This window comes from Methylobacterium sp. 22177, from assembly GCF_052045615.1.
In the GTDB taxonomy this organism is placed as follows: Bacteria; Pseudomonadota; Alphaproteobacteria; order Rhizobiales; family Beijerinckiaceae; genus Methylobacterium; species Methylobacterium radiotolerans.
In genome coordinates this window covers 23,731-42,028 of the sequence record NZ_JBQEPK010000034.1, presented here as the reverse complement: position 1 = coordinate 42,028, position 18,298 = coordinate 23,731, and the positions used below count along the sequence as shown (strand labels likewise).

The following is an 18,298-nucleotide window of genomic DNA, read 5'->3' as shown; positions in this document are numbered from 1 at the left end:
CGCCATTAGAGCTTCGTTCCCGCTGCCGGTGCCCCGGCGGCCGGACACGACGACGCACAGCAAATCGTGGGCTGCCCGGGGCGGCCGGCGCAGCATCGATGGCGGGACCCAACCATGCGCTGGGAAGATCTACGCAGCTCGGACAACGTCGAGGATCGGCGCGGTGAAGGCGGCGGCGGGGGCGGCATGGGCTTTCCCGGCGGCGGCGCCGGCGGGCTCGGCATCGGCACCATCGTGGTGCTGCTGATCATCAGCTACTTCACGGGCATTAACCCGGCGATCCTGATCGGCGGGGCCCAGCAGATCGGCGGCGGCGGCCGCAGCCAGCAGGAGCAGGTCGACCCGCAGACCCAGGCCAAGCGGCGCCAGGCGCCCACCGACGAGAGCGGCCGGTTCGCCTCGAAGATCCTCGGCAACACCGAGGACGTGTGGAGCCAGATCCTGCCGCAGCAGACCGGCAAGCAGTACACCCCGACGACGCTGGTGCTCTACACCGGCGGCACCCGCTCCGGCTGCGGCTCGGCCCAGGCCGCCATGGGCCCGTTCTACTGCCCGCTCGACAAGAAGGTCTATCTGGACACCGGCTTCTTCAAGGAGATGGCCTCGAAGTTCGGCGTGAAGGGCGACTTCGCCTACGCGTACGTGATCGCCCACGAGGTCGGCCACCACGTCCAGGACGTGCTCGGCATCCTCGGCAAGGTCCAGGCCCGCCAGCAGCAGGCCTCCAGCAAGACCGAGGCGAACGCCCTCTCGGTGCGGATCGAGCTGATGGCCGACTGCCTCGCCGGCGTCTGGGCCAAGAACTCCAACGACAAGTACGCCGAGCTCGACAAGGGCGACATCGACGAGGCGCTGAACGCCGCCGCGCAGATCGGCGACGACGCGCTCCAGCAGCGCTCGCGGGGCTACGTGGTGCCGGATTCCTTCACCCACGGCTCCTCGGCCCAGCGCCAGCGCTGGTTCATGGCCGGCTACAAGAGCGGCCAGACCAAGTCCTGCGACACGTTCCGGACGGCCAACAACTGAGGCCGGCTCGCGGCTGCGCGAGCTGGCTCCGTCGTCGCGAGCGGAGCGACGCGGCCCGGGGCAGCACGCCGTCGTCCGCTGCGGCGCCGCTGGATCGCCGCGCCGCGTTCGCGATCAAACCCGGCGGGCACGCGCCTCAGCCCCGGCTCAGCCGCCGGGCGTTGGCCTGGACCTTCCGCCGGTAGCTGCGGATCACCTTGCCGTTCGAGGCGCCCGCGGCGAGCATGAGCGCCGCCTCGCCGGCGGCCAGCATCTTCTCGGTCACCATGAGCTGCGCCTCGGCCTGGGCCGCCGGGCCGCCGAGGGCGAACATCGCCATGCGCTGCGCGATGACGCCCTGCGCCTCCAGCCCCAGCATGGCCATGTCCAGGCCCGTCATCCACCAACCGAACAGCATCGCGATCCTCTTGTTGCCCAGGGCAACGGCCGAGCCTGATCCTGGGTCCCGGGATGCGCCCAGGCCTGCGCCGGACGCAAGCGTTATCCCGCACTGCGGCACCCTGCCTTTGCGCCGCGTCGGCCGATGCCGTAAGCGGCCGGGATACTCCCGGACACCTTCCGGACAGCGACCTCCCGGACAGCGCCCGCCCCATGATACGCCTGGACAAGATCACCAAGCAGAACGGGCGGCAGCTCGTCTTCATCGAGGCCTCGGCCGCCCTGCAGCGGGGCGAGAAGGTCGGCCTGGTCGGCCCGAACGGGGCCGGCAAGACCACCCTGTTCCGGATGATCATCGGCCAGGAGCAGCCCGACGAGGGGCAGGTCGCCGCCGACCGGGGCATCACCATCGGCTATTTCAGTCAGGATGTCGGCGAGATGTCGGGGCGCAGCGTCGTCACCGAGGTGATGGACGGCGCCGGCCCGGTGAGCGCGGTCGCGGCCGAGCTCGCCGAGCTCGGCGCGGCGCTCGCCGACCCGGACCGCGCCGACGAGATGGACGCCCTGGTCGAGCGCTACGGCGAGGTCCAGGCCCGGTTCGAGGAGCTCGACGGCTACGCCCTGGAGGGCCGGGCCCGCGAGGTGCTCGACGGGCTGAGCTTCAGCCAGGAGATGATGGACGGCGACGTCGGCGCCCTCTCGGGCGGCTGGAAGATGCGCGTCGCCCTCGCCCGCATCCTGCTGATGCGCCCGGACGTGATGCTCCTCGACGAGCCGTCGAACCACCTCGACATCGAGAGCCTGATCTGGCTCGAATCGTTCCTGAAGGGCTACGACGGCGCCCTGCTGATGACCTCGCACGACCGCGAGTTCATGAACCGCATCGTCACCAAGATCATCGAGATCGACGCCGGCGCGCTCACCACCTACTCGGGCGACTACGCCTTCTACGAGGGCCAGCGGAAGCTCAACGAGGCGCAGGCCCAGGCGCAGTACGAGCGCCAGCAGGCCATGCTGGCGAAGGAGATCGCCTTCATCGAGCGGTTCAAGGCCCGGGCCTCCCACGCCGCCCAGGTGCAGAGCCGGGTGAAGAAGCTCGACAAGATCGAGCGGGTCGAGCCGCCCCGGCGGCGGCAATCGGTGGCGTTCGAGTTCCAGCCGGCGCCGCGCTCGGGCGACGACGTCGTGATGCTCAAGGGCGTGAACAAGCGCTACGGCAGCCGCACGATCTACGAGGGGCTCGACTTCTCGGTGCGGCGCAAGGAGCGCTGGTGCGTGATGGGCATCAACGGCGCCGGCAAGTCGACGCTGCTGAAGCTCGTCACCGGCACCACCGCGCCCGACGACGGCTCGGTCACGGTCGGCGGCAGCGTGAAGCTCGGCTACTTCGCCCAGCACGCCATGGACCTGCTCGAGGGCGACCGCACCGTGTTCCAGACCCTGGAGGATGCCTTCCCGCAGGCCGGCCAGGGGTCCCTGCGGGCGCTGGCCGGCTGCTTCGGCTTCTCGGGCGACGACGTCGAGAAGCGCTGCCGGGTGCTCTCGGGCGGCGAGAAGGCCCGGCTGGTCATGGCGCTGATGCTCTACGACCCGCCGAACTTCCTGGTGCTCGACGAGCCGACCAACCACCTCGACATGGGCACCAAGGAGATGCTGATCGAGGCGCTGGCCAACTACGAGGGGACGATGCTGTTCGTGTCCCACGACCGGCACTTCCTGGCCGCGCTGTCGAACCGGGTGCTGGAGGTGACCCCGGAGGGCATCCACCAGTACGGCGGCGGCTACACCGAGTACGTGGCCCGCACCGGCCAGGAGGCGCCCGGCCTGCGCAGCTGAGGGGCCACGCCGTCGTCGCGAGCGCAGCGAGGCGCCCCAGGGCAGCGCGACCTCGATCAGCGTGGCGCGGCTGGACGGCGTCGCTCCGCTCGCGGGGACGGCGGGGGATTCGGCCGGAAGCCCTGCGACCGGCGCGCCGCTATCGCCCCCCGATGCCCCGCGCTAGGCTGCGCCGAAACGGCCCGGGTGAGACGCCGTGCGACGCCTGCTGAAGTTCCTCCACACGATGGGGTCCGCGGGGCTGCTGGGGGCCATGGCGTCCCTGGTCGTCATGCTGAGCCTGTCGCCCGCGCCGTCCGCCCTGGCGGGCTACGCGGCGACGCGGGGCGCCATGGGCGCCGTCGCCACCTGGATCTTCCTGCCCGCCCTGGCGGTGACGCTGATGTCCGGCCTGCTGGCGATGGCGCTGAACCGCGCCTTCCTCAATGCCGGGTGGGCCTGGCTGAAGCTCGCCACCGGGGTCCTGATGTTCGAGGGCGGGCTGGTCTACGTGCAGGGCCCGATGAAGCAGGAGGCGGAGCGGAGCGCCCGCGCGCTCGCGGGCCTCGTCGATCCAGCGGCGCTGGCCGTCTCGCTGACCGGCGAGCGCGGCACCCTGTGGGTCCTGCTGGCGGTCGCGACCGCGAACGTCGCGCTCGGGATCTGGCGGCCGCGGATCCTGCGGATTCCCCGGTAGCGCCGCCGCGCAGGGCTGCGGGAGCCGGCGACGGCGCCCGGCCGGGCCGGTTTCCGCCCGATGGGTTGCCAGCTACAGATCTACTTCCCGATGCAGAAGCCGCTGAACAGCCGGTCGAGGACGTCCTCGACGCCGACATGGCCGGCCACCTCGCCCAGCGCCCGGACCGCGAGCCGCAGGTCCTCCGCGGCCAGCTCCGGCAGACCGCCGGCGCTCCCGGAGACGCGGTCGAGATGGGCCACGCAGGCCTCGAGCGCGGCCCTGTGACGGGCGCGGGTGATCAGCGCGTCGCCGGTGCCGAGACCGTCCTCGGCCGCGGCCTGGATCGCGTCGAGCAGGGCGTCCATGCCGGCGCCGGTATGGGCCGAGACCGTCACGTCGGCCGAGTCGCCGGCGGGCTGTGAGCCGGCAAAAAGATCGGCCTTCGTGCGGACGATCAGGATCGGACGGCATCCCGGCCCGAGATCCGGGACAGCACCGCCGGGGGGCACGAGGGCGACCACCAGATCGGCCGTGTCGATCCGCGCCCGGGTCCGCACGATGCCCTGCGCCTCGATCGGCTCCGCGGTCTCGCGGAGCCCGGCCGTGTCGACCAGGAGGACCGGCAGGCCGCCGAGGTCGAGCCGCACCTCGATGGCGTCCCGGGTCGTCCCCGGGCTGTCCGACACGATGGCGACGTCCCGCCGGCTCAGGGCGTTCAGCAGCGTCGACTTCCCGCTGTTGGGCGCCCCCGCCAGCACCACCGTGAATCCTTCGCGCAGGCGCTCGCCGCGGTGGCCGTCGCGCAGCGTCGCGGCGACCGCGTCCCGCAGGCGCGCGGCGCGGTCGAACAGCGCGGCGTCGAGCCCGGCATCGTCCACGTCCCCCTCGTCGGCGAAGTCGAGCGCGGCCTCCGCGGCGGCGAGGCAGTCGATCGCCTCCGCGCGCCACGCGGCCACCTGCCGGCTGAGCGCGCCGTCGAGCTGGCGCAGGGCCTGCCGGCGCTGGCCCTCGGTCTCGGCGTCGATCAGGTCGGCGACGGCCTCCGCCTCGGCGAGATCCATCCGGCCGTTGAGGACCGCCCGCCGCGTGAACGCCCCGGGCTCGGCCGCCCGGCATCCGGGAAGGCGGGCGAGGGTCGCGAGGACGCGCATCCGCACGGCCGCGCCGCCGTGGAGGTGCAGCTCCGCCATATCCTCGCCGCTGTAGGTGTCCGGCCCGGGAAACCACGCCACCAGCGCCCGGTCGAGCTCGGTGCCGTCCCGCGGATCCCTGAGGCTCCGCAGGGACAGCCGCCGCGGGGTCGGCAGGCGGCCGCCCAGGGTGGCGAGCACGCCGCCCGCGGCCGGGCCGCTGATGCGGATGACCGCGACGGCGGCCCGGCCGAAGCCGCTGGCCGGGGCGAAGAGCGTGTCGGTCTCGTTCATGGTCCCACAGGGCCGCGCGGAGGGGCGGAGTTTCACGTGAAACACGCGCGGCCGCCCTATACCATCCCGGCGTCGCGGTGACGCGCCCGGGCGCGCGGCCGCGATCTCGAACGGGGATGCCATGATCGTCTGGACCCGCCGCGCCGTCGGCCTCGGCCTGCTCGCCGCGCCCTTCGCCCTCCCCGCGCGCGCCGTCGAGGCGGAGCCGGACTGGACCGCGATCGAGCGCCGACTCGGTGGCCGCCTCGGGATCGCGGTCGCCTCGGCGGACCGCGTCCTCGCCGCCTACCGCGCCGACGCGCGCTTCCCGATGTGCAGCACCTTCAAGGTCCTGGCGGCCGCGGCGGTGCTGGCGCGGGTCGATGCCGGCCGCGAGACCCTCGGCCGGATCGTCACCTACGGTCCCGGCGATCTCCTGAGCTACGCCCCGGTCACCCGGAAGGCGCTGGAGGCCGGCGGCGGGACCGGGCGGATGAGCGTCGCCGACCTGTGCGCGGCGACGCTGGTCTGGAGCGACAACGCGGCCGCCAACCTGCTCCTGGCGGATCTCGGCGGCCCCGCAGCGCTGACCGCGTGGCTGCGGACGACCGGCGATCCCGTCACCCGCCTCGACCGGACCGAGCCGACCCTCAACACCGCCCTGCCCGGCGACCCGCGCGACACGACCACGCCGGACGCCATGCGGGCGACCCTGGGTCGGATCCTCCTCGGGACGACCCTGTCGCCGGCCTCGCGCGACCGGCTGGAGGCCTGGATGGTCGCCTGCGAGACCGGCCGGAAACGCCTGCGGGCCGGCCTGCCGCCGGATTGGAGCGCGGGCGACAAGACCGGGAGCGGCGACAACGGCACCGTCAACGACGTGGCGATCCTGCGGCCGCCGGGGCGTGCGCCGATCCTCGTGGCGGTCTACGTCACGGGATCGACGGCCTCCCCCGACGCCTGCGCGGCGGCCTACGCGGAGATCGCCCGCCTCATCGCCGCGCGCGCCCAGTCCACCTGACCGAACGAGCCATGAAGACACCCACCAGGACATCTGCCAAGACGACCCGCGCCACGCTCGCCCTCGACAAGGCCGGCATCCGCCACGGCCTCCACGTCTACGCGTACGATCCGGACGCCCCGCGCATCGGCCTGCAGGCCGCGGAGGCGCTCGGTGTGGACCCGGGACGCGTGCTGAAGACCCTGATGGCGTCGGTGGACGGACGGACGGTCTGCCTGCTCGTGGCCTCCGACAAGGAGGTGTCGATGAAGCGGGTCGCCGCCGCCTTCTCGGGCAAGGCCGCGTCCATGCTCAAGCCGGCCGACGCCGAGCGGCTGACCGGCTACCATGTCGGTGGGATCAGCCCGCTCGGTCAGAAGCGGTCCTTCCCGACCGCGATCGACGCCGGATCCCTGACCGACCCGGCGGCCGAGATCCACGTCAACGGCGGCGGCCGGGGCTTGCAGATCCGGCTGACCGAGGGCGACCTCGTCGGCGTGCTGAACGCCCTCGTCGTGCCGCTCGCGTGATCCCGCGGTAAGCGTCCGTTTACCCTGCCGTCGCACGGTGCCGCCTTCCGGCTGGGATGGAGGCGGCATGCGGGCGACGACGCGCAGGGCGGTGACGGCGCTCGGATTCGTCCTGCTGCTCGCCGGATCGGGCCGCGCGGCCGACCTCGACATCCGCGGCGGCGTCGAGACGGGCGCGGGTGGCAGCCCCCGCTTCTTCCCGCGCAACGACGGCCTCGATCGTCGGCCGGTCTACGCCCTCCGGTCCCGTCCCGCGCCGATGGGCTGCACGCCCCGGCGGGCGCCCGTGCCCACCAACGCCCCGGACGATCCGAGCTATGTCGGCTCCGAGTACGGCCTGGGGCATCCGAGCTACTACGGCTTCACGCCGCCGCCCGGCGTGGACGACCCGTTCGGACGCTCACTCCTGCCCTACTGCCCCTGACGCCGACCGGGACCGCGCGGACCGTGACCGGACTGCCGGATTCCACCGCTCCCCATCATGCTCTAGACCGGCCCCACCCTCCCCCGGAGCCCGTGCCGTGTCCGAGTCGACCTTCCAGTCCTTCCGCGACCTCGCCGCCCTGCGCGGATGCGTGGCGGCGTGGCGCGCGGCGGGCGAGCGCGTCGTCCTGATCCCCACCATGGGGGCCCTGCACGACGGGCACCTCGCCCTCGTGGCCGAGGCGCGGCGGATCGGCCGCCGGACCGTCGCCAGCATCTTCGTCAATCCGACCCAGTTCGGCCCGAACGAGGATTTCGCCCGCTACCCCCGCGACCTCGACGCGGACCTGGCCCTGCTGGCGCAAGCCGGCGCGGACGCCGCCTGGACGCCCAGCGTCGAGACCATGTACCCGCCGGGCTTCGCCACCCGGATCGAGGTCGCCGGCCTGACCGACGGCCTGTGCGGGCCGTTCCGGCCCGGCCACTTCGCCGGCGTCGCCACGGTGGTGACCAAGCTCCTCAACCAGGTCCGGCCGGACGTCGCCCTGTTCGGCGAGAAGGACTTCCAGCAGCTCCGCGTGCTCCAGCAGGTGGCGGCGGATCTCGACCTCCCGGTGGAGATCCGCGGCGTACCGACCGTGCGCGAGCCCGACGGCCTCGCGCTGTCGTCGCGCAACCGCTACCTCTCGGCCGAGGAGCGGGCCGTCGCCCCGAAGCTCCACGCCGTCTTGTCGGAGATCGCCTCCGCGTCCCGCAGCGGCACCCCCGTGGCCGGCCGGATCGCCGCCGGGCGGGCGGCGCTGGAGGCGGCGGGGTTCCGCGTCCAGTACCTCGCGGTCTGCGACGCCCGGACCCTGGTCCCGGTGGAGCGGGTCGACGGCCCGGCCCGCGTGATCGCCGCGGCCTTCCTGGGCCGGACCCGGCTGATCGACAATCGCGCCGTCTAGGCCGGCGCCGGTCCGGCCGCCGGCGGTCGTGGCCGCCGGGCCACGATGCGCGGATTTCCGGCTTTGAGTGCGCCAAGTGATTGGCGCCGCCCGGCCGACCTGTTTTCTGCTGCTCCCGTGATCGGAACGCGCACCGCACCGGCCGTCCTGGCCGTGTCCCTCGCCCTGGCGGGTCCCGCCGGCGCCGGCGAGGACGCGTTCGAGGGGATGGCCGGCCCCTCCGGCGAGCGCCTGCGCTACGACGCGAAGGGGCTGACCCTCACCTTTCCCGAACCCGACGTGAAGCTCCAGATCGGCGGCCGGCTGCACATCGACGGCGGCGCGGCGGGCTTCAGCCGGCCGGACCTGCCCGAGGCCTTCCCCGACAACGTCGCCGTGCGCCGGGCCTGGATCGAGCCGACGCTGACCATCGGCCGCGACTGGGTGATCGCCTTCCAGTACGATTTCGCCGACCCGATGCTGCCGATCAACGACGCGCTGGTCGCCTGGAAGGGGGTGCCGGACACGATCCTGACCCTCGGCAACATGAAGGAGCCCTTCAGCCTGGAATGGCTGCAGAGCAACAACGACACGCTGTTCGCCGAGCGCTCGGTGGCCAACGCCCTCGTGCCGGAGCGCCGCTTCGGTTTCGCGGCCGGACATCACGGGAAGAACTGGACCGCTGTGGCCGGCGTGTTCGGCAACGCCGCCAGCAGCGGCATCGACGGGGACGGCGTCGCGGTGGCGGCCCGCGCCACCGTCGCGCCGATCATGACCGGGGACGAGACCCTGCATCTCGGGCTCGCCGGGGTCTTCCGCACCCGGTCGCGGTCGGACGGCGCCTTCGGCTTCTCCAGCCCCGCCGGCGCCTTCCTGTTCGAGCGCCCCCTGGTGGATACCGGCGATCTCCCCGACGCCGCCAGCGTGTCGCGCCTCGGCGCCGAGCTGGCCTATCGCCGCGGCCCGCTCCTGGTGCAGGCCGAGTACATCCGGGCCGAGCTGCAGCCGTTCCCCGGTCCCGGCCAGCCCGGCGCCGCGCTGGATTTCCAGGGCGGCTATGTCGAGGCGGCCCTGGTGCTCAACGGCGAGGGCCGCGCCTACGCGCTGACGCCGCAGAGCGGCACGACCTACGCGACCTTCCGGGGCGTGACGGTTCCGGAGGCGCAGCGGCTCTCCCGGGGCGGGATCGGCGTGTTCGAGCTGGCGGCGCGCTACAGCGCCGTCGACCTGGACGCCCGCGGTTTCCGCGGGGGCATGGAGCAGGACGTGACCCTCGGCCTGAGCTGGTATCCCGAGCCCAATCTGCGGCTGATCGGGAACGTCGTCCACGGGCGCGTGCGGCCGGGGGAGGCCCAGTCCGACACCCTCGGCACCCGCCCGTTCTCGGTCGACACGGTGATCGCGCGCCTGCAGATCTACTGGTGACGCGGCTCGGCGGGCGGCCCGAAGCCCTCACACGGCCCGGCGCAGGACCGACCGGAACGGGCGCCGCTCGGGCTCCGGCGGGGGCGTCGGCTCCTCGGCGGGCGGGGCCGCCAGGACCTCCGCGCGCACCGGCCGCGGGGCCGCGAAAGCCGTCCCCTGCGCGAACGGCACGTCGAGATCGATCAGGTCCGGGACGTCGGCCTCGTCGGCGACGCCCGTGGCGACGACGCGGATCCCGGCCCGGGCCAGGGCCGGCGCGGTGTCCTCGAGGGCGATGTCCGACAGGCTGCCGCGACTCGTGCCGGGCCGGAGCAGCATCTCGGCCGGCACCTTGACCTGCCCGATGCCGAGCGCCGCCAGCTCGGCCGCGTCGAAGCGGAGGTCGTCCGGGCGGTCGAGGCTGAACCCGATCCGACCCTGCAGGGGCGCCAGCAGGCCCCGCTGGCCGGCGTCGAGACGGCGCCAGCTCTCCTGCGGCAGCGCGATGGTGAGGCCGGCCAGGGCCGGATCGTCCGCGGCCGTGCGCGCCAGCTCGCGCAGCAGGCCGGGCTCGAACAGCGACAGCGGCGACAGCCCGTAGGTCAGCAGGGTCTCGCTGCCGCGCCGGGCGAGGTGGCGCGCCACGATGGTGGCCCGTTGGAGCATCCGGCGGTCGAGTTCGGTGGTGCGCCCGTAGCGCTCCAGCACCGGCAGGAACACCTCGGGCTCGGCCGGCGGCGCGCCGGGGCCGCCGATCCGCAGCCGGGCCAGCGCCTCGTAGGCCACCACCTTGCGCTGCGGCAGGGTGACGACCGGCTGCAGGTGGATCTCCAGGCCGTCGCCCTCGAAGGCCGCGACGATCGCGCCCTCGTCGGCGGGCGCGGCCGCGGGCCGGGGCGGGATCGGCCGCGGCGGGATCGGCCGCGCCGGGACGGCCGGGGTCGGGTCCGGGGCGGGCTGCCGGTCGGCCGGAGCCGGCTGCGGCCCGGGCGGGACCCGCTCGAGCGGGGCGGCCGGGCCCCTCGGCTGCGGCAGCGACGGGGCGGCGGCGTCCGGAAGGGCAGCGGCGGGCGCCGCCGCGGTCTGCGGCCGGGGCGCCTCGGCGGGCGCGATTCCGGGCCCGATCGCCGGCCGCGCCTTGAGGCCCGCGATCTCGGCATCCTGGGCGCTCACGACCGTGGTGAGGTCGCGGACGATCCCGCTGAGGAGCCCGAACTCGACGGTCAGTTCCTCGATCTGCGCCCGCAGGGCGGCCTCCGCGGCCTCGGGCCGCGGCTGGGCCGCCGCGGTCGCGGCCGCCGTCTCGACCTTGAGCAGGCGCCGGGACAGCAGGTCGACCTCGCCGGACAGCTTCTCGCAGCGCGCCTTGAGGGTGGCGATACGGGTGAGGGCGAGACCGCCCGCCGCGGCGGCCGCGGCGCCGAGCGTCAGGGCACTCCAGAGCGGCAGGAACACCGCGAGCGGCCCGAACACGACGAGCCCGAGAAGGCCGACCGTCAGCAGCCCCGCGTACCGGCCGAGGACCGGGACCATCGTCTGAACACCTGCCAGGAACGCGCGCCGGTCGCCGGGGGACATCCCGAGCGATCCCCACCGGGCGCGAACCGAATCGCAGGATCATTGGCCACCCGCACCCTGCCCGGCAAGGCTCCGGGACCGCGATGGAGCGCCACCGCCTGTTAATTCCGGGCGGTGTGACGCCGGCGCCCGCTGGAACGTTGCGGATTCATCACGGCGGACCCGATTGCGGGGCGATCCGGGGAGGGTTGCGCGGCTTGCGAATGCGGACGGGATGAAAAAGGATCATAAAGCGTGGCCATGACGCCCGTCCCCCCGCGTACTCCCCGATATCGCGCCGTTCTCGGCGCCGGCGCGCTCGTCGCGGCCTTCGGCACGACGGCGCCGCGGGCCGCCGATCTCAACGCGGATCTTCCGCGCACCACGCCGACCTTCGCGATGGTCGATCCCAACACTTGGATCGTCACGCTGAGCGGCTCGATCCAGGCCGTGCCGCGCTATCCGGGCGCCAGCGACTATACGGCCGTCGGCTATCCCTCGATCGATGTCCGCCGGGTGGGCGAGCCGCGCCGCTTCTCGACGCCGGATGACGGGTTCAGCCTGTCGCTGTTCGACACCGAGTCGTTCCGGATCGGCCCGACCGCGCGCTTCGTGCCGGGGCGCTACTACGGCGACGACAGGCGCCACCTGTACGGCTTCCGCGACGCCCGCTTCGCCGTGGAGCCGGGCGTGTTCGCGGAGTTCTACCCGGTCTCGTTCATCCGGACCCGCGTCGAGGTGCGCCAGGGCCTCTACGGCCACCACGGCACGGTCGGCTCGGTGGCGGCCGACTACCTGATCCCGGCGGAGAAGTTCCTGTTCTCCGTCGGGCCGCGCCTGAACGTCGGCGACGCCAGCTACGCCCGGAAATACTTCGGCGTCTCGCCGATCGAGGCGGCGCTGAACGGGCGCGTCACCCCCTACGATCCGCGCAGCTTCTACTCGGCGGGCGTGCTCGGCGGCGTGACCTACACCCAGAGCGAGACTTGGTCCTACACGGCCTATGCCGGCTACACCCGGATCCTGGGCGCCTCCGGCGACAGCCCGCTGGTGCGGCGCCCGTTCGGCAACCCCAACCAGTACCAGTTCGGCCTGCGCGTCGATTACGCCTTCCGCATGCCGGCGCTGTTCTGAGCCGCGCCCCGGCTTGCGCCGGCCCCGCCGGGTCCCGACATTCCGGGGACACGCCATGGAGGCCCGGATGGACGAGACGCGCGCCGACCTGCTGATGCGAGTCGAGGGCATGACCTGCGACGGCTGCGCCGCCGCGGTGACCCGCACGGTGAAGCGGGTCGATCCCGCCGCCGACGTGCGGGTCGACCGGGACGCCGCGCGCGTGGCGATCCGCACCGACGCGCAGGCGCTGACCATCGCCGAAGCCCTGACCAAGGCCGGCTACACCGCGACGGCCATGACCGGCTGAGCCGCCGCGGCCTCCCGAGGCCGCGGACGCCGGAGGCCCCGTGCGCGGCCCCCTCTCAGGAGCGGCTCAGGAACATCCCGGTCAGCAACAGGGCGAAGCCCGCGAGGCCGAACAGGCCTTCCTTGCGCTTGGTGCGGTCGAGGAAATGGGCGGCGGCGCCGGCCGCGCAACAGGCGGCGCCCAGGCCGATTGTCAGCGACGACATCTTGAGTCTCCTCCTCGCGCGTCGCTCCGCGGCGCGGCGAAACCGGTCCCTCTCGTGGGCCTGGCGAACGGCGTTGTCCGCTCAGGATCGCGTCACGGCGCAAGATTTGCACGGCCCGGAGCGGCTGGCAAGAGATTGCAGGCAAGTCATCGCAGAGCCTTCTCCAGCAACGCCCGCGGGAACAACAGATCTTTCCGCGGCTCGGGTGTTGAATACCGCATTCAGATGAGTCCTGCCGTGCGGGGCGCCGTCCCGGGCGCGCGGGATCCGGACGCGTTGACCGCCGCGCCCGGGCGCGCTTAGACCTCCCGGCAGATCCGCCGGTCCCCGCGCGCGCGGGCCGTGCACGGCGCGCGCGCCGCCCGCACCCGCGGCGGAATATCTGCGAAAGGCTGCTCGGTACCCGATGCTCACCACCTCCTCCGCACGGTTCGACGTCGCGGTCGTCGGCGGCGGCCATGCCGGCGTCGAGGCCGCCGCCGCCGCCGCGCGCTGCGGCGCGCGCACCGCGCTGGTCACCCACGATCCCGCGACGATCGGCGCGATGTCCTGCAACCCGGCGATCGGCGGCCTCGGCAAGGGCCACCTCGTCCGCGAGGTCGATGCCCTGGACGGGCTGATGGGCCGGGTCGCCGACGCGGCCGGCATCCAGTTCCGCCTGCTCAACCGCCGCAAGGGACCGGCGGTGCGCGGTCCGCGCACCCAGGCCGACCGCAAGCTCTACGCGGCCGCCATGCAGACCGCCGTGGCCGAGACCGCCGGCCTCACCGTGGTCGCGGGCGCGTGCGAGGATCTGGCCTTCGACGCCGAGGGCCGCCTCTGCGGCCTCGTCCTGGCGGACGGGCGGACCCTCGCCTGCGGCGCGGTGGTGCTGACCACCGGCACCTTCCTGCGCGGCCTGATCCATATCGGCGAGCGGCAGATCCCGGCGGGCCGCGTCGGCGAGGCGCCGGCGGTCGGGCTGGCCCAGACCCTCGAACGCCTCGGCCTCCGCCTCGGGCGCCTGAAGACCGGCACGCCCCCGCGCCTCGACGGGCGGACCATCGACTGGTCCGGCCTGGAGATGCAGGAGGCCGACGCCGAGCCGGTGCCGTTCTCGACGCTGACCGAGCGGATCACCAACCCGCAGATCCGCTGCGGCATCACCCGGACCACCCGGGCCGTCCACGACCTGATCCGCGCCAACCTGCACCGCTCGCCGATGTATTCCGGCGGCATCGCCAGCCGGGGCCCGCGCTACTGCCCGTCGATCGAGGACAAGGTGGTGCGCTTCGGCGACCGGGAGGGCCACCAGATTTTCCTGGAACCTGAAGGGCTCGACGATCCCACCATCTACCCGAACGGCATCTCGACGGCGCTGCCGGAGGCGGTGCAACGCGACCTCGTGCGGCTGATCCCGGGCCTGGAGCGGGTCGAGATCCTGCGGCCGGGCTACGCCATCGAGTACGACTACGTCGATCCCCGGGAGCTCGATCTCGGCCTCCAGGTGAAGCGCCTGCCGGGCCTGTTCCTGGCCGGCCAGATCAACGGGACCACGGGCTACGAGGAGGCCGCCGGCCAGGGCCTGGTGGCCGGCCTCAATGCCGCCCGGCACGCGGGCGGCCTCGGCATCGCGGGCTTCGACCGGGCCGAGTCGTATCTCGGCGTGATGATCGACGACCTCGTGACCCAGGGGGTCAGCGAGCCGTACCGGATGTTCACCTCGCGCTCGGAGTACCGGCTGTCCCTGCGGGTCGACAACGCCGACGCCCGGCTGACGCCGCGCGGGATCGCGCTCGGCTGCGTCGGGGGACACCGGGCGACCCAGTTCGCGGCCGGCCAGGCGGCGCTCGGCGCGGCCCGCGCCCGCCTCGACGCGGTGAGCCTGACGCCCAGCCAGGCCGCGCCCCACGGGATCAGCCTCAACCGCGACGGCATCCGCCGCACCGGCTTCCAGCTGCTCGCGTACCCGGAGATCGGATGGGCGGACTTGGCGGCGGTGTGGCCGGACCTGGCGGAGGTCCCCCCGCGGATCGCCGACCGGATGAAGACCGACGCGACCTACGCGGTCTACCTCGACCGCCAGAACGCCGACATCGCGGCCTTCCGCCGGGACGAGGCGGTGCGCCTGCCGCCGGGGCTCGACTACGCGGCGATCAGCGGCCTCTCGAACGAGATGCGGGTGAAGCTCGAGACCGTGCGCCCCGGGACCCTGGGGCAGGCGGCCCGGATCGAGGGCGTCACCCCGGCGGCCCTCACCCTCCTGGCCGCCCACGCAAGGCGCGGCGCGCGCGCGCCGTCGGCCCCCGTGGACCGGCACCCGGCATGAGCGATCCGGATCGCGCCCGTGTCCTGGCGGCTGCCGGTGTTTCACGTGAAACAGCGGAGCGGCTCGACCTCTACGTGGCGCAGCTGCGACGCTGGCAGCCCATCAAGAACCTCGTCGGCCCCGCGACCCTGACGGAGGTCTGGAGCCGCCATATCGACGACGCGCTGCAACTGCTCGACCTCGCGCCGGAGGCCCGCACGTGGCTCGATCTCGGCTCCGGGGCGGGCATCCCGGGCCTGATCCTGGCCATCGCCGGCCGGGAGCGCGGCGTCCGGGTCGACCTCGTGGAGAGCAACGCGCGCAAATGCGCCTTCCTCACCGAGACCGCCCGGCTGACCGAGGCCCCGGCCCGGGTGCGCAACGCGCGGATCGAGGCGGTGATCGGTGAGTACGGCGGGACCGACGTGGTCTGCGCCCGCGCCCTCGCCCCGATGACGCAGCTCCTCGCCTGGACCGAGCCTCTGTTGAAAACGGGCACCACCGGCCTGTTTCCGAAGGGGCGGGACGTACAAGCCGAATTGACCCAGGCCGGCGCGCAGTGGAGAGTCGTTAACGACCTCGTGCCGAGCCGGACCGATTCCGAAGCCCGGATCGTGCGCGTCACTGCCCTCGCCGCCCCGAGCCACCGATGAGCGAAGCGATCCTCGGCGATCCCGCCGACCGGTCCATGGATTCATCCATGCGACGCCCTCTGCGCGTGCTGGCGCTCGCCAACCAGAAGGGCGGCGTCGGCAAGACCACGACGGCGATCAACCTCGGCACCGCCCTGGCGGCGATCGGCGAGGACGTGCTGGTGATCGACCTCGACCCGCAGGGCAACGCCTCCACGGGCCTCGGGATCGACCGCGCCAAGCGCCGGGTCTCGACCTACGAGGTCATGGCCGGCGAGGCCTCCCTGGCGCAGGCCGTGGTCCCCACCGCCGTGCCGCGGCTGTCGCTGGCGCCCTCGACCATGGACCTCCTCGGCCTGGAGCTGGAGCTGGCCACCCTCCCCGACCGGGCGCACCGGCTGCGCGGCGTCCTGAAGAGCCTGACCCAGGCGCCGAGCCTGAGCCGGATCAGCTACGTCCTGATCGACTGCCCGCCCTCGCTCAACCTGCTGACCATCAACGCGCTGGCGGCCGCCGACGCGGTGCTGGTGCCGCTGCAGTGCGAGTTCTTCGCCCTGGAGGGCCTCAGCCAGCTGCTGCGCACCGTCGAGCAGGTCCGCGGCGCCCTGAACCCGAAGCTGACGATCCAGGGCATCGTGCTGACGATGTTCGACCCGCGCAACAACCTCTCCGCCCAGGTGGTGGCGGACGTGCGCGGGTTCATGGGCGACAAGGTCTACGAGACCGTGATCCCCCGCAATGTCCGGATCTCCGAGGCGCCCTCGCACGGCAAGCCGGCGCTGCTGTACGACCTGAAATGCGCCGGCAGTCAGGCCTACCTGCGCCTCGCCTCGGAGGTGATCCAGCGCGAGGGCCGGGTTCCGGCCGCGGCCTGACGGATTTGAGTCCCCCTCCCGGTACGAGGGGCGAGTGTGGAGCGTGACACGGGTGGCGATCATGGCGGAGGAGGGGGCGAAGCCTCGACTGGGGCGCGGGCTCGCGGCGCTGATCGGTGACTTCAACGAGGCCGGCCGCGCCTCGGCCAAGGCCGAGGAGCAGCGCAGGGTCCAGATCGAGTTCCTGCGCGCCAACCCGCGCAACCCGCGCCGGAGCTTCGCCGAGACGGAGCTGTCCGAGCTGGCGGCCTCGATCGGTCAGCGGGGCATCATCCAGCCGATCGTGGTCCGCCCGATCGCCGACGTGCCCGGGACCTACGAGATCGTGGCCGGCGAGCGGCGCTGGCGGGCCGCCCAGCGCGCCGGCCTCGACGAGGTGCCGGTGGTGGTGGTCGAGATCGACGACCGCGGCTCGCTGGAATTCGCCATCCTGGAGAACGTCCAGCGCACCGACCTCAACGCGATCGAGGAGGCGTCCGGGTACGAGCGCCTGATGAAAGATTTCTCGTACACCCAGAAGGAGCTGGCCGAGATCCTGGGCAAGAGCCGCAGCCACCTCGCCAACACGCTCCGGCTGCTCAACCTGCCGCTGTCCGTGCAGGAGCGGGTCACCGCCGGCGAGCTGACCGCCGGCCACGCCCGCGCGCTGCTGGCCGTGCGCGATCCCGAGGCGACGGCGCGCCGCGTCGTGGCCGAGAGCCTGTCGGTCCGGGACGTGGAGGCCATCGCCTCCGCGGAGGCCGCCCCGGCCGAGACGCCGCGCCCGGGGCGCCCGCGCCTCTCGGCCGAGCGCCCCGCGACGGTGCGCGACCTGGAGCTGCGGATCCACCGGGCGCTCGGCGTCCCGGTCTCCTACAAGCCGAAGGACGCCGATTCGGGCGAGATCCGCATCCGCTACGAGACCCAGGACGAGCTGCAGGCCCTGCTCAACCGGTTCAAGGTCTCGGACGCCTGAGGCGGCGCCGTCGGCGCCCCGTAGAGCGGAGGAGCGGAGCTTGGCCGAGCAGGGCGGCGCGGCGGCGCGGAAGTTCGACGCCGACCGGGCCGGGGCGTACGCGCAGCAGAGCCGGATCGCCCTGGCGGGCTACGACGCCTGCCACGAGCTCGCCGCCTGCATGCTCGCCGCCGCCCTGGGTCGCGGCGCGCCCGCGCGGCTGCTGGTCGTCGGCGCGGGCGGGGGCGGCACGGAGATCGTCACCGCGGCGGCCCTCGAGCCGGCCTGGCGCTTCACCGCCGTCGACCCCTCCAGCGCCATGATGGACCTGACGGTCGCGCGGCTGGAGCGGGACGGACTCGCCGACCGGACCGAGATCGTCCGCGGCCCGGTGGAGGCCCTCCCCCGCGACGCGACCTACGACGCCGCGACCCTGATCGGCGTGCTCCACCATCTGCCGGGCGACGCGGAGAAGCGGGCGATCCTGCACGCCATCGCCGGACACCTGAGGCCGGGGGCGCCCCTGGTGCTCGCCGGCAACCACTACGCCTACGCGAGCCAGCCCCTGCTCCTGGCGGCCTGGGGCGAGCGCTGGCGCCAGCAGGGCGCCGGCGCCGACGAGATCGAGGCCCGGCGCGGGAAGATCCTGCAGGGCGCCGACCCGCCCCACTCCGAGGAGGCCGTCGCGGACCTGCTGGATGCCGCCGGCTTCGGGACGCCGACCCGCTTCTTCTCCAGCCTGTTCTGGGGCGCGTGGCTCGCGCGCCGCCGTGCCGGGGGCGCGGACGGCGCCTGAGCCCG

Annotated in this window: 19 protein-coding genes; 15 read left to right on the top strand and 4 right to left on the bottom strand. The window is 73.7% G+C overall.

The window, feature by feature from the left end:
• The first annotated feature begins 114 nt into the window (after positions 1-114).
• Entirely contained in the window at positions 115-1,026 is a 912-nt protein-coding gene (gene ypfJ / locus ACTJK8_RS24230; protein WP_024828987.1) for a KPN_02809 family neutral zinc metallopeptidase, read from the top strand.
• 136 nt (positions 1,027-1,162) lie between these two features.
• On the opposite strand, the gene ACTJK8_RS24225 is transcribed toward ypfJ, so the two are convergent.
• Entirely contained in the window at positions 1,163-1,423 is a 261-nt protein-coding gene (locus ACTJK8_RS24225) for a hypothetical protein (RefSeq protein WP_012321004.1), read from the bottom strand.
• A gap of 194 nt (positions 1,424-1,617) precedes the next feature.
• On the opposite strand from ACTJK8_RS24225, the gene ACTJK8_RS24220 reads away from it, so the two are divergent.
• Positions 1,618-3,240, top strand: a complete 1,623-nt coding sequence (locus ACTJK8_RS24220) for an ABC-F family ATP-binding cassette domain-containing protein (RefSeq protein ID WP_012321005.1) — start codon at positions 1,618-1,620, stop codon at positions 3,238-3,240.
• Positions 3,241-3,436: 196 nt separating this feature from the next.
• Complete coding sequence (locus ACTJK8_RS24215; RefSeq protein ID WP_012321006.1) at positions 3,437-3,916, top strand: hypothetical protein; 480 nt, start codon at positions 3,437-3,439, stop codon at positions 3,914-3,916.
• A gap of 80 nt (positions 3,917-3,996) precedes the next feature.
• Here ACTJK8_RS24215 and mnmE read toward each other — a convergent pair whose 3' ends face one another.
• The gene (mnmE, locus tag ACTJK8_RS24210; RefSeq protein ID WP_024828986.1) at positions 3,997-5,322 is read right to left on the bottom strand and encodes a tRNA uridine-5-carboxymethylaminomethyl(34) synthesis GTPase MnmE; all 1,326 of its coding nucleotides are present in this window, start codon (positions 5,320-5,322) and stop codon (positions 3,997-3,999) included.
• A gap of 121 nt (positions 5,323-5,443) precedes the next feature.
• Here mnmE and bla point away from each other — a divergent pair, with 121 nt between their 5' ends.
• The 5 genes from bla to ACTJK8_RS24185 all read left to right on the top strand — a co-directional run bounded on the left by bla (position 5,444) and on the right by ACTJK8_RS24185 (position 9,605).
• A complete protein-coding gene (gene bla / locus ACTJK8_RS24205; RefSeq protein ID WP_440762630.1) occupies positions 5,444-6,322 on the top strand; it encodes a class A beta-lactamase in 879 nt (292 codons plus the stop codon).
• Positions 6,323-6,333: 11 nt separating this feature from the next.
• Entirely contained in the window at positions 6,334-6,831 is a 498-nt protein-coding gene (locus tag ACTJK8_RS24200) for an aminoacyl-tRNA deacylase (RefSeq protein WP_063110098.1), read from the top strand.
• 67 nt (positions 6,832-6,898) lie between these two features.
• A complete protein-coding gene (locus tag ACTJK8_RS24195; RefSeq protein WP_024828984.1) occupies positions 6,899-7,255 on the top strand; it encodes a hypothetical protein in 357 nt (118 codons plus the stop codon).
• A gap of 97 nt (positions 7,256-7,352) precedes the next feature.
• A complete protein-coding gene (panC, locus tag ACTJK8_RS24190) occupies positions 7,353-8,201 on the top strand; it encodes a pantoate--beta-alanine ligase (RefSeq protein ID WP_440762629.1) in 849 nt (282 codons plus the stop codon).
• 117 nt (positions 8,202-8,318) lie between these two features.
• Positions 8,319-9,605, top strand: a complete 1,287-nt coding sequence (locus ACTJK8_RS24185) for an OprO/OprP family phosphate-selective porin (RefSeq protein ID WP_440762628.1) — start codon at positions 8,319-8,321, stop codon at positions 9,603-9,605.
• 27 nt (positions 9,606-9,632) lie between these two features.
• On the opposite strand, the gene ACTJK8_RS24180 is transcribed toward ACTJK8_RS24185, so the two are convergent.
• Positions 9,633-11,162: an EAL domain-containing protein gene (locus ACTJK8_RS24180; protein WP_083460973.1), complete on the bottom strand. Its 1,530-nt coding sequence runs from the start codon at positions 11,160-11,162 to the stop codon at positions 9,633-9,635.
• Positions 11,163-11,402: 240 nt separating this feature from the next.
• Between ACTJK8_RS24180 and ACTJK8_RS24175 the strand changes: the two genes are divergently transcribed.
• Together ACTJK8_RS24175 and ACTJK8_RS24170 are read left to right on the top strand one after the other, a co-directional pair.
• Positions 11,403-12,275, top strand: a complete 873-nt coding sequence (locus ACTJK8_RS24175) for a MipA/OmpV family protein (RefSeq protein ID WP_043074471.1) — start codon at positions 11,403-11,405, stop codon at positions 12,273-12,275.
• Positions 12,276-12,342: 67 nt separating this feature from the next.
• On the top strand, positions 12,343-12,564 hold the full coding sequence (locus ACTJK8_RS24170; protein WP_012321015.1) for a heavy-metal-associated domain-containing protein: 222 nt from the start codon (positions 12,343-12,345) through the stop codon (positions 12,562-12,564).
• Positions 12,565-12,619: 55 nt separating this feature from the next.
• Here the strand turns inward: ACTJK8_RS24170 and ACTJK8_RS24165 are convergent, their stop codons facing one another.
• The gene (locus tag ACTJK8_RS24165; RefSeq protein WP_012321016.1) at positions 12,620-12,769 is read right to left on the bottom strand and encodes a hypothetical protein; all 150 of its coding nucleotides are present in this window, start codon (positions 12,767-12,769) and stop codon (positions 12,620-12,622) included.
• Between the two features lie 406 nt (positions 12,770-13,175).
• Between ACTJK8_RS24165 and mnmG the strand changes: the two genes are divergently transcribed.
• The 5 genes from mnmG (at position 13,176) to ACTJK8_RS24140 (ending at position 18,293) form a co-directional block, all read left to right on the top strand.
• The gene (gene mnmG / locus ACTJK8_RS24160; protein ID WP_116656693.1) at positions 13,176-15,077 is read left to right on the top strand and encodes a tRNA uridine-5-carboxymethylaminomethyl(34) synthesis enzyme MnmG; all 1,902 of its coding nucleotides are present in this window, start codon (positions 13,176-13,178) and stop codon (positions 15,075-15,077) included.
• Entirely contained in the window at positions 15,074-15,709 is a 636-nt protein-coding gene (gene rsmG / locus ACTJK8_RS24155; RefSeq protein ID WP_012321018.1) for a 16S rRNA (guanine(527)-N(7))-methyltransferase RsmG, read from the top strand. Before mnmG ends, rsmG begins: the two co-directional genes overlap by 4 nt.
• Positions 15,706-16,563 carry a ParA family protein gene (locus tag ACTJK8_RS24150; protein ID WP_012321019.1) on the top strand — a complete coding sequence of 286 codons (858 nt, stop codon included), beginning with the start codon at positions 15,706-15,708 and terminating at the stop codon, positions 16,561-16,563. The genes rsmG and ACTJK8_RS24150 overlap by 4 nt, the downstream gene beginning before the upstream one ends.
• A 61-nt stretch (positions 16,564-16,624) precedes the next feature.
• On the top strand, positions 16,625-17,518 hold the full coding sequence (locus ACTJK8_RS24145; RefSeq protein WP_440762637.1) for a ParB/RepB/Spo0J family partition protein: 894 nt from the start codon (positions 16,625-16,627) through the stop codon (positions 17,516-17,518).
• Positions 17,519-17,558: 40 nt separating this feature from the next.
• Positions 17,559-18,293 (top strand): class I SAM-dependent methyltransferase, encoded by a 735-nt coding sequence (locus tag ACTJK8_RS24140; RefSeq protein ID WP_012321021.1) that lies wholly within the window; start codon positions 17,559-17,561, stop codon positions 18,291-18,293.
• Positions 18,294-18,298: the final 5 nt, after the last annotated feature.

Excerpts from the sequence above, each read along its gene's own strand:
- ypfJ (WP_024828987.1), top strand. The coding sequence starts at position 115 with ATGCGCTGGGAAGATCTACGCAGCTCGGACAACGTCGAGGATCGGCGC.
- ACTJK8_RS24225 (WP_012321004.1), bottom strand. The coding sequence starts at position 1,423 with ATGCTGTTCGGTTGGTGGATGACGGGCCTGGACATGGCCATGCTGGGG.
- ACTJK8_RS24220 (WP_012321005.1), top strand. The coding sequence starts at position 1,618 with ATGATACGCCTGGACAAGATCACCAAGCAGAACGGGCGGCAGCTCGTC.
- mnmE (WP_024828986.1), bottom strand. The coding sequence starts at position 5,322 with ATGAACGAGACCGACACGCTCTTCGCCCCGGCCAGCGGCTTCGGCCGG.
- bla (WP_440762630.1), top strand. The coding sequence starts at position 5,444 with ATGATCGTCTGGACCCGCCGCGCCGTCGGCCTCGGCCTGCTCGCCGCG.
- ACTJK8_RS24200 (WP_063110098.1), top strand. The coding sequence starts at position 6,334 with ATGAAGACACCCACCAGGACATCTGCCAAGACGACCCGCGCCACGCTC.
- ACTJK8_RS24195 (WP_024828984.1), top strand. The coding sequence starts at position 6,899 with ATGCGGGCGACGACGCGCAGGGCGGTGACGGCGCTCGGATTCGTCCTG.
- ACTJK8_RS24180 (WP_083460973.1), bottom strand. The coding sequence starts at position 11,162 with ATGTCCCCCGGCGACCGGCGCGCGTTCCTGGCAGGTGTTCAGACGATG.
- ACTJK8_RS24175 (WP_043074471.1), top strand. The coding sequence starts at position 11,403 with ATGACGCCCGTCCCCCCGCGTACTCCCCGATATCGCGCCGTTCTCGGC.
- ACTJK8_RS24170 (WP_012321015.1), top strand. The coding sequence starts at position 12,343 with ATGGACGAGACGCGCGCCGACCTGCTGATGCGAGTCGAGGGCATGACC.
- ACTJK8_RS24165 (WP_012321016.1), bottom strand. The coding sequence starts at position 12,769 with ATGTCGTCGCTGACAATCGGCCTGGGCGCCGCCTGTTGCGCGGCCGGC.
- mnmG (WP_116656693.1), top strand. The coding sequence starts at position 13,176 with ATGCTCACCACCTCCTCCGCACGGTTCGACGTCGCGGTCGTCGGCGGC.
- rsmG (WP_012321018.1), top strand. The coding sequence starts at position 15,074 with ATGAGCGATCCGGATCGCGCCCGTGTCCTGGCGGCTGCCGGTGTTTCA.
- ACTJK8_RS24150 (WP_012321019.1), top strand. The coding sequence starts at position 15,706 with ATGAGCGAAGCGATCCTCGGCGATCCCGCCGACCGGTCCATGGATTCA.
- ACTJK8_RS24145 (WP_440762637.1), top strand. The coding sequence starts at position 16,625 with ATGGCGGAGGAGGGGGCGAAGCCTCGACTGGGGCGCGGGCTCGCGGCG.